We start from the raw sequence: 13,650 nt of genomic DNA, 5'->3' as shown, positions 1-13,650 counted from the left end.
GACCGGGCTGCTCAAGGGTGGCCCGGTTCTCTTTGCGGAACCTTTGCAGGTCTGCGCGCTTGCGCACAGGACATGCGGGACCTTCGCTAATTTCATTTTCCTGGAGAAGCCCCAAACTCTGATCAACGACATTTGGAGGCTTCCATGACCTTTCGACCCGTCTCGGCCACCAGTCAGGCGCAACCCGCGCTCGAAGGCGCCGGTGTTCATCTGCACCGCGTATTCGGCTTCGGGAATCCGTCGCTGACCGACCCGTTCCTGATGATGGACGATTTCCGCAACGACGATCCGCGGCTCTATTCCAAGGGCTTCCCGTGGCACCCGCATCGCGGCATCGAGACCATCACCTATGTGCTCGACGGCCAGGTGGAGCATGCGGATTCGCTCGGCAATCGCGGGCTTCTCGGCGCAGGCAGCGTGCAATGGATGACGGCTGGCTCCGGCATCGTCCATCAGGAAATGCCTTCGGGCAATGCCAAGGGGCAGATGCACGGCTTCCAGCTTTGGGCCAACCTTCCCTCGGCGCTCAAGATGACGGCGCCGCGCTATCAGGATATCACGGCCAGCGATATCCCGATCGAAGGCGATGACGACGGCACGACTGTGAAGGTCATCATCGGTTCGTTCTGGGGCAAGACCGGTCCCGTCGACGGGATCGCGGCCAATCCGATGCTGCTTGACGTTTCGATTCCCGCGGGACGCCGCAAGGTACTGCCGGTCGATACGCGCTCCAATGCGCTCGCCTATGTCTTTGCGGGCTCCGGCACCTTCCGTGATGCCAGCGATCCGGTCGGCATCAAGGTCGAGAAGGAATATCGCGGGCAGGAGCTGAATATCCGCGACATGACCGGCAACCGCACGCTTGTCCGTTTCGGAGCAGGCGACGAAATCACGGTGCAGGCCGGGAACGAAGGCCTCCGTTTCCTGTTGATGACGGGGCGTCCGATTCAGGAGCCCGTCGCATGGCACGGCCCGATCGTCATGAACACGCAGGATGAACTGCGCCAGGCGCTCACCGAACTCAACAACGGCACCTTCATAAAACACGGCTGAGGGCGCCGTTGCCCCTCAGACCCTTTCCAACACAGGAGATAGAAATGGCACAACCGAAGATCGCAATCGTCTTTTATTCCACCTATGGCACCAACCACGCCGTCGCGCTGGCCGCAGCAGAAGCCGCCGAGGCCGCCGGGGCCGAGGTGCGCCTGCGCCGCATTCCTGAAACGGCCCCGAAAGCCGTCGTGGAAGGTCAGGACGCCTGGAAACACCAGCTGGAGAAGATGAGCGACATTCCGGAAGTGACCCCTGACGATATGGAATGGGCCGATGGCTATTTCTTCTCCGGGCCGACCCGCTACGGCGTCTCCGCAAGCCAGATGCGCGCCTTCATCGACACGCTGGGCGGCCTCTGGGGCGCGGGCAAGCTCGCCAACAAGACCTTCACCGCGACCACCAGCGCGCAGAACGCCCATGGCGGGCAAGAGGCGACGATCCTTGGTCTCTACACCACGGCCATGCACTGGGGCTGCATCATCGTCGCGCCCGGCTATACCGACGAAGCGATCTTCAACGCGGGCGGCAACCCCTACGGCTTCTCGACTAACGCCGGCGGTGTCGACGAGGCCGGTAAGGCCGCGATTGCCCATCAGGCCAAGCGCCTGGTCGAGATGACGGCGAAGCTCGTCGGCTGATCTTTCCCGAGATTGAGAAAGCGCCTCCGCCCTTTCTGGGCGGGGGCGCACCTGTTTTTACAGCGGTCCGGTGCCGGTTCCTTCCTCGAGCCGGACGAAGCCCCTTTCGGTCGTCTGCTGAGCGGCAGCAAGTCGCTACAGGCCCATATGAGCGAACGCGCGAGCGGCGCGGGAGCGCGCCCGATGTTCTCTTTGCCGGCAATGATGCGCCGCGTCAGTGGCGGGCCGGCTCCCGCCTCGCTCTCGGCTCTTATTCAAGCTTGTTCAAGAGAGGGAGCGAGGCATGGGCGCGGCGAAAAAGCCGCCGCGAGCTCACATCGGGTTTTCGATATTCGCCTTCATGTTCGGAACGTCGGGATAGGTCGCCGTGCCCTGAGTCTGGTTGCAGGCAGCCAGGATTCCCAGGGCGCAGCTTGCGACCAGAGCGAGCACGGCTTTTTTCTTCATCGGGCTTTGCATGTCGGGTTCCTCTCGAAAATTTCAAATGAACTAGGTCGCTCGGGTGAACGACCCGGTTCAACTATTTGGGGCGCACCGTGGGGCGCGGCAATGTTTTTGTTGTGGCCGATGTGCTTAGCGGCACTGGCGAGACGACCCGCAAGGCAGCTCTGCCGCTCCGTATGCGCGGGCGATGGCCGCAGCGATATTTCGCAAGCGGCCGATCCCGCCGATGGACTCGCCGCCGCTGTCCCGATAGGTGACGTAACGTGAAAACTAACTTTGACATAGTTGCCCAAATCAAGTCACAACATCGCCGCGCTTGCATGTGATCCAGCCCCCGTCGGCGAGCCGCAACGGCCCATTCGGGGCTACTCGCGACCAACGGAGGTAATGATTATGAATGTTGAACACGTGTCGCTCGAATTGCTTGTTAAGGTTGGCGAGCGCGGTGTTGCGGAAATCGGAAAATTCTCTCTTCGGTTCCTCGGCGGTGCTCCCGATTATGCGTCGACCGACTCGATCGACCTGACAGGGCTGGCGACACTGGCGCAGCCGGAAAAAGTATTCACCTCGACCCTGCGCGCCGAGTTGCTCGATCAGCGCGCGACCTTCGACCCCCAGAAATTCTCGGTGTCGGTCAACGTGAGCTCGTTAGCCACTTCCGATCCCTATATCGAGATCGAACGCCGCTGGCGCATCGCCCTCGTCACCTTCCTCGAGGGCTACATCATGCAGTCCCAGCCGATGCTGTCGTCGCTCAAGGTCCGCGGCGGCTATGCAGAGCAGCTCGCTCTGTCCGACGCGCGGCTGCACTGACCGGCCCGCTCTTCAAATTGCTTGCCCCGCGCGGATGTCCCGAGACCACTCGGGCGCGCGGGCGATCGCGAATCTTAGACCTTTTCCTGCAACCCGCGGTCTCGGCCGAAGCCGTTTTCCGCCGTGGCGATGCTTGCGCGGTGGGTTTGACGACGTTTCAGCTCAGCTGGACGTGACCCCGGCCGAAAGCTCCAGAATTTCCGTCGTGACCGCTTCCTGCCGCGAAATCCGTGCGGTTTGTTCCAGCGCGTCGAGCTTGCGCTCGGTCGTCCCTTGGGCGGAGGCCATTGCGAGCATCCGGGCGGTGTTCTCCGCCGCCGTGGCGTGCAGCGCGACGCGGCACAGTTCCGCATGCAGCATCTCGGCGAAAAGCGCGGCGCAAAGCTGCTCCGGCGGCAGCGTCAACAGGGGCGGCTGGCTCGGCGGTGCGCTCGGCTGGGCCGGACGGGGGAAGATGCGGCGACGGCAGGCCTTCCAGCTGCCGTCTTCCGTCTGGGCGTGAAACGCGTCGATCGGCGCCCGGCCCGCAAGCTGAAGCAATGTCTCGGCCAGCCGGTCCGCGAAGGGCGGGATTGCCGGGCCGTGGGAGGGCAGGGGGAACTGCGCAAGCGCGCTCAGCCCTTGTTCCGCAGCCAGCGCTGCGCCGCGCGTCCCGATCACGACGAGGCCGCCGGGCGGCGTCCCCAACGCGCTCAGTAGCCGGGCGTTGAACGAGCCCGCGAAACCCTGCTCCGCCAGAAACAGAACGGTGAGCGGCGGCCCTTCGGGTTTGGGCGGCTCGGGGGCGAGCGAGAGCACCCGGTCCAGCGCGCGGCTCACCGTCGCCGCGTGCAGGTCGACCGAGGCAAGCTGTCCCTGCGTCTGGCGCACGCGCGCGCCCGCGATGGCGCGCATCGCCCGGATCACCGACGCCAGCGTGCGGACACTGCCGATACGCGCTTCGATTTCGGCAAGCTGCTCGCTCATTTCGAAGGCTCCGGCAGAAGCCCCTTCACGCATTGCAGGATCTGGTCATGCAGACCTTCGCTAAGCTTGGCGGAGAAATCGGCCCCAGACAGACCCGCCGCATCGAGCGCGCCGGGAAGCGCGTCGCGCAACGCGTCGATCTGCGCGGGCTCCAACCCGTCGAGAAGCCCCGCCTGCACCGCCAGAACCAGCGCTACCTCATCGGCGAGGCGCAGCGGCGCGTGCTGAACCTGAGCCAGCACCGCGCGCACCGCCCGGCCGCGCGCAAGCTGCGCCTTCACCCGCGTGTCCGGCATACCCCCGAAACGCGTGAAGATTTCCAGTTCGAGAAACTGGGCGTAATCGAGCCGCATCGACTCCGCCGCGTCGCGCAGGCTGTGCGCCTGCGTCTTGCCGCCGACCCGGCTGACCGAGGTGCCGACATCCACCGCGGGTTTCTGTCCGCGGTTGAACAGCTTCGTATCCAGCACGATCTGCCCGTCGGTGATAGAGATCAGGTTGGTCGGGATGAAGGCTGCGAGGTTGCCGGCATCGGTTTCGGCCACAGGCAAGGCGGTCAGCGTGCCGCTGCCCAGTTTGTCCGAGAGTCGCGCGGCACGTTCCAGAAGGCGGGCGTGCAGGTAGAAGACATCGCCCGGATAGGCCTCACGCCCCGGCGTCTGGCGGGTCAGCAGCGCAAGCTCGCGATGCGAGGCGGCGTGGCGCGTGAGGTCGTCGAGCACGATCAGCGCGTGGCCGCCGGTGTCACGCAGCTCTTCGGCCATCGTCATGCCTGCGAAGGGGGCGAGCCATTGCATCCCCGGCGGCGTCGACGGCCCGGCGACCACGACAATGGTGCGCGCCAGCGCCCCGTTGCGCCGAAGCGTCTCGACCACGCGCTCCACCGAGGAGGTCTTCTGACCGATCGCGACATAGACCGAGGTCACGTCGCCGTCCTTCTGGTTCAGGATCGTGTCGAGCGCGAGCGTCGTCTTGCCGGTCGCGCGGTCGCCCACGATTAGCTCGCGTTGCCCCCGGCCAAGCGCGAAGAGGGCATCCACGACCAGCGTGCCGGTCTGCATCGGTTCGACCACTGCCGCGCGGTCGATGATCGCGGGGGCGGGGCGTTCGACCGGGTGCTTTGCACTGGCCGCGATCGGGCCGAGCCCGTCGATGGGCCGCCCGAGCGGGTCGACGATCCGGCCCAACAGTTCCGGCCCTACCGGAACCCGCATCACGTCGCCCGTGCCGGTCACCGCATCGCCTTGTGCGACCCCGGCGATGTCGTCCAGCAGCACCGCCGCGAGGGTGTCTTCGTCGAGCACATGCACGAAGCCCGATTGTCCGCCCTCGAAGACCAGCCGCTCGCCGGCGCGGGCTTCGGGCAAGCCCGACACCATCGCGACGCCATCGGACACGCGCTCCACCCGGCCACTGCGGCGCACGACGGGGCCCAGAGGCGCGCGCTCGATGGCTTTGACGCTGCGGTCCAACCACTCGTCCGGATCATTGGGTGTCATTGGCCACCTCCTTGCGCATCCGGGCGAGATCGGCGGCCCATGAACTTTCAAGGTGCAGATGTTCAGTCTCCAGCGCGAGGCCGCAGATCAACGCCGCATCCGTCTTGATCGCGGGGCCAATCTCTTTGCCAAGGGTCTGGCCAACGCGGCGGGCGAACGCTTCGCCGTAACCCGCTTCCACCGCCTCGCTGATACGTAGCATGAGCTTTTCCGAGCCGAGCGCGGCGCGATCCTCGGTCTCGAGGGCGGCGACCTGCGCCAGAAGGTCCGTCGCGTAGGCTTCGAGCAGCGCGGGCCGCGACAGGCGCGCGCCGATCCGCTCGGCCATGCGCTGCGCCAAATCGGCTGCGCGTGCTGCATATCGCTTCTCGGCTTCCTCCGCGCGGGCAGCGCGCTCGGCCTCGGCGGTGCGGGCCATGTCGGCAGCCTCTGCGCGGGCGTGATCCAGAAGCGCCTTGCGCGCGGCTTCGGCCTCGGTCTGGGCCTGCGCCAGCATCTCGGACTTGCGCGTGCCGACCTGATCAAGCGCCGCCTCGGCCCGTGCCTTCGCCTCGTCGGCCTTGCGCGCGGCCTCGCTCGCGTCGCTCAATTGCTTGTCGGCCTCGGCCTGACGCGCCTGGATGGCACTCACGATCGGGCGCCAAAGCACCCGGCTCAGAAGCCAGATCAGTACCGCCGCATTGAGCGTCTGCAGCCCGAGCGTCCACCAGTCCAGTGTCATGGTCAGCCGATGAACGGGTTGGCGAACAGCAGGAGAAGCGCAATCACGAGGCAGTAGATCGCCGTCGTCTCGATCATCGCGAGCCCGACGAAGAGCGTGCGCGAGATCGTGTTCGCGGCCTCGGGCTGGCGGGCGATCGCATCCATTGCAGCCGCGACCGAGCGCCCTTCGCCAAGCGCGGGGCCGAGCGCCCCGAAGGCCACCGCCGCCGCGGCCGAGATGATGCTCGCCACTTCAACATATTCCATGATCAGTCCTTTCCGGAGTCTCGGGAGGGTTGGGATTCCGCCACTGCCGCCGCGATGAACACCATGGCGAGGACGGTAAAGATGTAGGCCTGGACGAGCCCGGTCAGCAGGTCGAGCGCCATGAACGGGATCGGCACGAACAACCCCGCGAGCGAGAGCACGATGCCGATGATGAAGACCCCGCTCATGATATTCCCGAACAGGCGGATCAGCAGCGAGAAGCTGCGCGTCAGCGTCTCGACGAGATTCAGGGGGATCATCAGCGGCGTCGGCATTGCGAAACTGCGCAGGTAGCCCCCGACGCCGCCCGCGCGAATGCCGTAGACAATCACCGCCACGAAAACGAGCAGCGCCAGCGCCGCATCGGTTTCCAGATTGGCGGTCGGGGGTTCCACGCCGGGGATCAGCGAGGACCAGTTCGCGATCAGGATGAACAGGAACAGCCCGCCGAGGAAGGTGCGGTAGCGGTCGGGAGAGACGCTCATCGTCTCTCGGATCTGGGTGTCGAGCACGGTCACCAGCAGTTCCAGCGCCGCTTGCCGGCGTCCTGGGTGCAGGCTCAGGTTTCGGGTCAGCGCGTAGCAGCCGGCCACGATCATCGCCATCATCACCCATGTCGTGACGACGGGTTGCGTGATCGGCACGGGGCCGATCCAGAAAAGCACGGCGGTCTCGAGCGGCGAGTTCATGCGGACCTCGCGCGTCGCAGAGTGAGCGCCCGCCCAATGCCGATCCCGAGCGCCGCCGTAAGCAGTGGCACGGCGCCCAAGAGCGCGCAGCCCACGAGAACCGTGATCGTCAGCCCGAAGCGCAATACGGTCAGCGCGATCGACTTAAGCGCCTTGCTTTCGAGCAGCATCGCATCAGTTCCCGCCCGCAGCAGCGCGAAATGCACGAGCCCCACGCCGATGCCGAGGATCAGGGCGCCTGCGCCAAGAAGAAGCTCCACCCCGCTCATTGCTGTTGCACCCAGCGCCAGCCGAGCCAGCACCCCACGACAAGCCCCACCATCATCAGCGCGGCGGTCCAGAAGATGCCCGACTGGGCGCTGCGGTCGATCCATCGTCCCCCGGCGGCTCCGGCGAGCATCGGTAGCACGACGATCCATCCGAGCACACCGATCTGGCCCAAGCGGCGGCCCAGCGGGATTTCTCCCTCCCGTCGCGCCTTCTCGGTCCGGGCGGCGTGGCGGCGCGCGGCGCTTTCCATTGGCTCCTCCGTCTTGTCCGGGTCTTCCGGCGGGTGGGTCATGTCCAGTGCTCCCGCGTTCGCGCGCCGTCTAGGCTCGCCACCAGCTGTCGGATTGCGAGCAGATGCAGCCGGGTGGCATCGGCCTGCTCGGTCTTCGCCGCATCATCCTCGGCCTGAAAGCGTTTCAGGATCGTGTCGCCCAGCTCCGGCAGGTCGCCGGTCACTGCGGCGCGGGTCGAGACCGAGACGTCGCTGCCATTCTCGACCATAAGTACGCCGCCCTTCACCGCGCAATAGTGGCGTTGGCCCTCGGCCTTCCAGGAGATGACCGAGATGCTGAGGCTGGTGAGGAACTCGGCATGGTCGGGCAGGATTCCGAAGCCGCCACTCGCATCCTCGGCGCGGATCGCGGTGACGTCCTTTGCATCGACGACGATTTCGAGCGGTGTGGCGATGGTGAGCCTCATGCCGCGGCCTCCTCTCGTTGGCGGGCCTCGTCGATCCCGCCGATCATGTAGAGCGACTGATCGGACCACTCGTCCGCCTCGCCCGAAAGGATCGCGCGGCATCCCTCCAGCGTGTCGGCCAGCGGCACCGAGCGCCCGGTCTGGCCGGTAAACGCCTCGGTCACGACGAAGGGCTGGGTGAGGAAGCGTTGCAGCTTGCGCGCGCGGCGCACGGCCAGCCGGTCCGACGCGCCCAGCTCCTCGACGCCGAGCAGCGCGATGATGTCCTGCAATTCGCGGAACCGCGCCAGCAGCGCCCGCGCTTCGCCCGCCAGCTGGAAATGCTCCGCCCCGACGATCTCGGGGTCGAGCAGTTGCGACGACGAGGCGAGCGGGTCGATCGCGGGGTAGATTCCCTCCGAGGCCAGCTGACGCGACAGCACGATGGAGCTGTCCATATGCCCCGAAATCGCGGTCACGGCCGGGTCGGTGAAATCATCCGCCGGCACGTAGACCGCCTGAATGGCGGTGACCGAGGCTCCGGCGGCGGAGGCGATGCGCTCCTCCAGCTCGGCGACCTCGGAGGCGAGGGTAGGCTGGTAGCCCACGCGCGAGGGCAGGCGGCCCAGAAGCCCCGAGACCTCGCTGCCCGCCTGCACGAAGCGGAAGACGTTATCCATCATCAGAAGGACATTGCGGTGATCGCGGTCGCGGAAATCCTCGGCGATGGAGACAGCGGTCAGCGGCACCCGCCAGCGCGCGCCGGGCGGCTCGTTCATCTGGCCATAGACCAGCGCTGTGCGGGCCAGCACGCCGGACTCGGTCATGTCGGCGAGCATCTCGTGACCCTCGCGCGAGCGTTCGCCGACGCCCGCGAAGATCGCGATGCCCTGATATTTTTCGACCATCGTGTTGATGAGCTCCATCACCAGCACCGTCTTGCCCACGCCAGCGCCGCCGAACATCGCGGCCTTGCCGCCGCGTGCCAGCGGTAGCATCAGGTCGATCACCTTGATGCCGGTCTCGAAGGCGGTCACCGCGCCGCTGCCAGACAGGCGCGGCGGCGAGCCGTGGATCGGGCGGCGGGGCGTTTCCTTGGGCAGGGGATCGCCGCCGTCGCGCATCGCCCCGGTCACATCCATCAGCCGCCCCAGAACCGCCTCGCCCACCGGCACTTCGAGCGGCTTGCCCGTGGCGTGCAGCTTTCGCCCGCGCGACAGGCCGAGCGTCGATTGCAGCGCGATGGCGCGCACCCGATGCGCGTCGAGATGGCCATGGACCTCGAAGCTGCCCTCCGGATCGCCATCGCTCGTCGTGAGGATCGAATAGATCGGCGGCAGCGGGCCATCGAAGCTCGCATCGATGACCGGCCCGCGCACCGCGATGATCCGTCCCTCGGCCACGCTCATCGCGAGGTATATCCCCCATCGACGAGGTGGTAGCTGCCATTCACGAAGCTCGCGGCGTCCGATAGCAGGAAACAGGTCAGCGCCGAGACCTCTTTAGGCGTGCCGAGTCGCCCCGCCGGATGCAGGGCGACCAGAGAGTCCTTTACCTCAGGTGCCAGACCCGACAGAAGCGGCGTCTCGATGAAGGCGGGGCCGACCGCATTGACGCGGATGCCCTGCGCCGCGTGATCGAGCGCCGCCGCCCGTGTCAGGCCGAGCAGCGCATGTTTCGCCGCGACATAGGCGCAGGCGCTGGGGAACGCGACCGAGCCGAGGATCGAGGACATGTTCACGATGGTCCCGCCGCCCGATTTCAGCATCGCCGCGATCTCGTAGCGCATCCCGTAGAACACCCCGTTGAGATTGACGTCGATCACGTGTTTCCAGCTGTCGAGCGGATATTCCCCGAGCGGCGCCTGCACGCCCCCGATGCCGGCGTTGTTCACCGCGAGATCCAGCTTGCCGAACGCCTTGACGGCTTTGGCGACCATCGCTTCGACAGCATCGGCAGAGGTGACGTCGACCGCCATCGGCTCGGCCGTGCCGCTCGCCTTGCGGATCTCCTCGGTCACGGACTTGGCCGCATCCGCATTCTGATCGGCAAGCAAGACCGAAGCGCCGCGCGCCGCCAACTCCTTGGCGATCGCCGCGCCGATCCCCGATCCCGCGCCCGTAACGATAGCTGATTTACCTTCGAAATCCCGTGTCATGGCAGTCCCGGCCTCCGTTGTGAATGCGACGAGGGTAACGGGCTCGAGGCTTCGGGACTTTGATGGGGATCAACTGCCGTGGGCGCAGTCTGGATGCGCACGTCTTCGTGACTGCAGGGCGGGTCGCGGCGTCCGGAGGTTCGCCAAATGCATACCGCCCGCGGCTCTCACGAGGCGCGGGCGGACTTCTTCAAGCCTTCAGTCTGCGCTTACATGGCCCAGGGGCCGTGGAAGTCGCCACCCTCGCGATCGGTGCGCTCGAACCCGTGCGCACCGAAGAAATCGCGCTGGCCCTGAATCATGTTCGCGGTGCCGCGTGCGGTACGCATCGTGTCGAAATAGCTCAGCGCCATCGACAGGGCCGGAACTGCGAGCCCGTGGGCTGCGGCGATGCTGACGACCTTGCGCAGCGCGCTGTGATGGGTCTTCAGCAGGTCCGCGAAATAGGGCGCGTACATCAGGTTGCGATCGGGCGACTCGCTGAGCGCGCTCGCCATGTCGTCGAGCATCGCCGAGCGGATGATGCAGCCGTCACGCCAGACCAAGGCGATATCGGGCAGCGGCAGATCCCAGTCGAAGGGCGCATTGGCCGAGCGCAGCAGCTCGAACCCCTGCGCGTAGCACAGGATTTTGCCCGCGATCAGGGCGTTCTCCAGATCGTCGGCACTCAGCGCGCCTTCAGGCAGCGCCTCGGGGGCGGCGCCGAACATCTCCTCGCCCTGCTGGCGCGCCACGAGGCGCGACGACAGGTTGCGCGCCATCACTGCCGCTTCGATCACCGGCACCGGGGCGGCAAGATGCTGCGCCTCGATCACGGTCCAGCGGCCAGTGCCCTTCTGGCCCGCGCGGTCGAGGATGATGTCGAGCATCGGCTTGCCGCTCTCGGGATCGGTGGCGCGTGCGACCTTTCCGGAAATCTCGATCAGGTAGGATTTGAGCGCGCCTTCGTCCCATTTTGCGAAGATCTCGCCGCAGGCCTGCGAGTCGAGGCCCATCCCGTCGCGCATCACGCCGTAGGTCTCGGCGATCATCTGCATGTCGGCATATTCGATGCCGTTATGCACGGCTTTCACGAAATGGCCCGAGCCGCCCTTGCCCATGAAACCGGCGCAGGGCGTGCCGTCGAACTTGGCCGCGATCGCATTGAGGATCGGGGCGACGCGGTCCCAGTCCTGCTGCTCGCCGCCGCCCATGATCGCAGGGCCGTGGCGCGCGCCTTCTTCACCGCCCGAGACCCCGATGCCGAGGAATCGCGGGCCGGCCTTCGCGGCTTCGGCGGCGCGGCGCTCGGTGTCGTGGAAATTCGCGTTGCCCGCGTCGATGATCAGGTCGTCCGCGTCGAGATAGGCGCGCAGCGCCTCGATCTGCTGGTCGACCGGTTCGCCCGCGGGGACCATCAGGATGATCGCGCGGGGTTTCGCGATCGATTTCACCAGCTCTTCGAGGCTCTCGCAGGGCGTGATTTTCGACGCCAGCTCACCCGCGTTTTCATGGAAAGTCTTGGTGACGCTGGTCGTGCGGTTGAACACCGCGATGTCGAACCCTTTTTCCGCGATGTTGAGGGCGAGCATTCCGCCCATGGTGCCAAGGCCGATCAGCCCGATTTGCGATTGTGCCAAAATACGGCCTCCGAATTTGTTACATGCGGGCCGCCGTCGGCCCTGGGTGTCGCCTCGCTCGCTACGCCGTATCGCCAAATTGCGCGGCGCTGCGAGGGCGACCTGCACGAATTGCCCCAAGATGACGGAAGTTGCAAATCGCCTGATCGCTGCGAGCGCGAAGAAACGCCGTGCCGGGTACCCGATAAAATTACTCGGGTTAGGGGGTTGCGCCCGTCAGTCGACGCAGCTAACGAATACCCAAGCAAATTACTCGGGAATCGACGAGGAACGTTTTCATGCTCGCAACATTCATCATCGGCCTGCGCGAAGGGCTCGAGGCGGCGCTGATCGTCGGCATCATCGCGGCCTTTTTGCGCGCCCGGGGCGAGCGTCTGCACGAGATGTGGCTGGGCGTTGCTGCCGCGGTGGCGCTGTCGGTCGGCGTGGGGGCCGGTCTGGCGCTGATCGAGGCCGCGCTGCCGCAAAGCGCGCAGGAAAAGCTGGAATGCGTGATCGCCGCCGTCGCGGTCGTCTTCGTGACGCTGATGGTGCTGTGGATGACGCGCCACGCGGCGGGGCTGAAGGGCCAGATCGAGCGGGACGCCGACGCGGCGTTGGGGCAGGGGAGCCGGATCGCCCTGGCCGCGATGGCCTTCCTCGCCGTGCTGCGCGAAGGCTTTGAGACCGCGGTGTTCCTGCTCGCCACGATCTCGGGTGCGCAGACCGGACATTGGGCGGGCCTCGGCGCGGCGCTTGGCCTCGCAGCCTCGGTCGCGCTCGGCTGGGCGATCGCGCAGGGCGGGATGCGGCTCAATCTGGGGCGTTTCTTCCGCTGGACCGGCGTGTTCCTGATCCTCGTTGCGGCGGGGCTGGTGCTGCAGACGCTGCGCTCGGCCCATGAGGCGGGCTGGTTGCTGGCGGGGCAGCAGCGCATTGCCGATCTGAGCTGGCTCGTGGCCCCCGGCACAGTGCGCTCGGCGCTGATCACGGGTGTGCTGGGCATTCCCGCCGATCCGCGCCTGATCGAGCTGCTGGGCTGGATCGCCTATCTGGTCCCGGTCGCGGCGCTGACCTATTGGCCGCGTGCGCTGCGCCCCGATCCCCGCACGGCGCAGTGGCTGCGCGGCTCTCTCGCGGTCGCCTTCGCGGCATTGGCCGTCGGCATCGCGGCGCTTTGGCCGCAGCCGCAGGTGACGCTGCCCGATCATGCGCCGCGTATGCTTGAAGGAGATGTCGACACCTCCGCTGGACCCGATCTGCGTTTGCAGGGACACATGCTCGAAATGGGTGCGACCCGCGTCGATCTGACGGGCGCCGAAGCCACGCCGGAACGGCATCTGGGTCTCCCGTCCCTGCATCGCCAAGTGCAGAGCCAGACCGAGATCGCGGGCGCCCCCGGCGAGATCGATCTCGCCACGCTTGCGCAGCTCGCGGGTGGGCGGCTGCCGGTGGGCGTCAGCCCCGCGCGCAACCCCGGGCCCTTCGTGGCCGAATGGACGCGGCTGGAGCAAGTGACCGTCTGGACAGCGGGCGATGCGCTTCTCGATGCGCAGGGCCATAGCGCGGTGACGCTACGCCTGTCGGGCGGCGGATTGACTACGCCGCGCACGCTGCGCGTCAATTCAGCGCCCAGCGGTTCGGCCACCGGCGCCTGGGTCATGGCCCCTGCCGCCACGCAAGAGGCCGCGGATGCGCTGCGTGCGCTGCGCCGCGCCCGCATCGAGCATCAGTTCTGGGCCCGAGAGTTGCCCGTGATCCTCTTCCTCATCGCGCTTGCGCTGGCGGCCTCCGCGCTCGCCCGTGCGCGCCCCGCACCGTTTTTCCCCGCCAGGTCCCTCTGACCAAGCCAACTCCGCAGAGCAAATACAGGAG

At 66.6% G+C, this 13,650-nt stretch carries 16 protein-coding genes; 4 read left to right on the top strand and 12 right to left on the bottom strand.

Annotation, left to right across the window (positions count from 1 at the left end):
- Positions 1-144 precede the first annotated feature (144 nt).
- On the top strand, positions 145-1,053 hold the full coding sequence (locus tag B6V75_RS07340) for a pirin family protein (protein ID WP_088719179.1): 909 nt from the start codon (positions 145-147) through the stop codon (positions 1,051-1,053).
- A 44-nt stretch (positions 1,054-1,097) separates the two neighbouring features.
- Positions 1,098-1,691, top strand: coding sequence for an NAD(P)H:quinone oxidoreductase (gene wrbA, locus B6V75_RS07335; RefSeq protein ID WP_088719178.1), 594 nt, complete (start codon positions 1,098-1,100; stop codon positions 1,689-1,691).
- A gap of 312 nt (positions 1,692-2,003) precedes the next feature.
- On the opposite strand, the gene B6V75_RS18630 is transcribed toward wrbA, so the two are convergent.
- Positions 2,004-2,150, bottom strand: a complete 147-nt coding sequence (locus B6V75_RS18630; RefSeq protein ID WP_157771562.1) for a hypothetical protein — start codon at positions 2,148-2,150, stop codon at positions 2,004-2,006.
- Between the two features lie 378 nt (positions 2,151-2,528).
- Here B6V75_RS18630 and B6V75_RS07330 point away from each other — a divergent pair, with 378 nt between their 5' ends.
- Complete coding sequence (locus B6V75_RS07330) at positions 2,529-2,948, top strand: hypothetical protein (protein WP_088719177.1); 420 nt, start codon at positions 2,529-2,531, stop codon at positions 2,946-2,948.
- A gap of 162 nt (positions 2,949-3,110) precedes the next feature.
- Here B6V75_RS07330 and B6V75_RS07325 read toward each other — a convergent pair whose 3' ends face one another.
- From B6V75_RS07325 to gndA, 11 genes are all read right to left on the bottom strand, one after another.
- Complete coding sequence (locus B6V75_RS07325) at positions 3,111-3,914, bottom strand: F0F1 ATP synthase subunit gamma (RefSeq protein ID WP_075776348.1); 804 nt, start codon at positions 3,912-3,914, stop codon at positions 3,111-3,113.
- The gene (locus tag B6V75_RS07320) at positions 3,911-5,413 is read right to left on the bottom strand and encodes a F0F1 ATP synthase subunit alpha (RefSeq protein WP_088719176.1); all 1,503 of its coding nucleotides are present in this window, start codon (positions 5,411-5,413) and stop codon (positions 3,911-3,913) included. The genes B6V75_RS07325 and B6V75_RS07320 overlap by 4 nt, the downstream gene beginning before the upstream one ends.
- Positions 5,400-6,134 carry an ATP synthase F0 subunit B gene (locus tag B6V75_RS07315; RefSeq protein ID WP_088719175.1) on the bottom strand — a complete coding sequence of 245 codons (735 nt, stop codon included), beginning with the start codon at positions 6,132-6,134 and terminating at the stop codon, positions 5,400-5,402. The genes B6V75_RS07320 and B6V75_RS07315 overlap by 14 nt, the downstream gene beginning before the upstream one ends.
- Positions 6,135-6,136: 2 nt before the next feature.
- Positions 6,137-6,382, bottom strand: coding sequence for a F0F1 ATP synthase subunit C (locus B6V75_RS07310; RefSeq protein WP_088719174.1), 246 nt, complete (start codon positions 6,380-6,382; stop codon positions 6,137-6,139).
- Between the two features lie 2 nt (positions 6,383-6,384).
- Positions 6,385-7,071, bottom strand: a complete 687-nt coding sequence (locus B6V75_RS07305; RefSeq protein ID WP_088719173.1) for a F0F1 ATP synthase subunit A — start codon at positions 7,069-7,071, stop codon at positions 6,385-6,387.
- Positions 7,068-7,340, bottom strand: a complete 273-nt coding sequence (locus B6V75_RS07300) for a hypothetical protein (protein ID WP_077701134.1) — start codon at positions 7,338-7,340, stop codon at positions 7,068-7,070. Before B6V75_RS07300 ends, B6V75_RS07305 begins: the two co-directional genes overlap by 4 nt.
- A complete protein-coding gene (locus tag B6V75_RS07295) occupies positions 7,337-7,633 on the bottom strand; it encodes an AtpZ/AtpI family protein (RefSeq protein ID WP_075776342.1) in 297 nt (98 codons plus the stop codon). Before B6V75_RS07295 ends, B6V75_RS07300 begins: the two co-directional genes overlap by 4 nt.
- On the bottom strand, positions 7,630-8,040 hold the full coding sequence (locus B6V75_RS07290) for a hypothetical protein (protein WP_088719172.1): 411 nt from the start codon (positions 8,038-8,040) through the stop codon (positions 7,630-7,632). Before B6V75_RS07290 ends, B6V75_RS07295 begins: the two co-directional genes overlap by 4 nt.
- Entirely contained in the window at positions 8,037-9,428 is a 1,392-nt protein-coding gene (atpD, locus tag B6V75_RS07285; RefSeq protein WP_088719171.1) for a F0F1 ATP synthase subunit beta, read from the bottom strand. Before atpD ends, B6V75_RS07290 begins: the two co-directional genes overlap by 4 nt.
- Positions 9,425-10,177: an SDR family NAD(P)-dependent oxidoreductase gene (locus B6V75_RS07280; protein WP_088719170.1), complete on the bottom strand. Its 753-nt coding sequence runs from the start codon at positions 10,175-10,177 to the stop codon at positions 9,425-9,427. Before B6V75_RS07280 ends, atpD begins: the two co-directional genes overlap by 4 nt.
- Before the next feature lie 209 nt (positions 10,178-10,386).
- Positions 10,387-11,796: an NADP-dependent phosphogluconate dehydrogenase gene (gene gndA / locus B6V75_RS07275; protein WP_075776338.1), complete on the bottom strand. Its 1,410-nt coding sequence runs from the start codon at positions 11,794-11,796 to the stop codon at positions 10,387-10,389.
- A gap of 278 nt (positions 11,797-12,074) precedes the next feature.
- Here gndA and efeU point away from each other — a divergent pair, with 278 nt between their 5' ends.
- Positions 12,075-13,619, top strand: a complete 1,545-nt coding sequence (efeU, locus tag B6V75_RS07270; RefSeq protein WP_088719169.1) for an iron uptake transporter permease EfeU — start codon at positions 12,075-12,077, stop codon at positions 13,617-13,619.
- Positions 13,620-13,650 lie beyond the last annotated feature (31 nt).

This window comes from Thioclava sp. F1Mire-8 (assembly GCF_002213165.1).
GTDB classification, from domain to species: Bacteria; Pseudomonadota; Alphaproteobacteria; order Rhodobacterales; family Rhodobacteraceae; genus Thioclava; species Thioclava nitratireducens.
The sequence above is the reverse complement of the archived record's forward strand: the minus strand, read 5'-3'. Positions and strand labels throughout refer to the sequence as shown.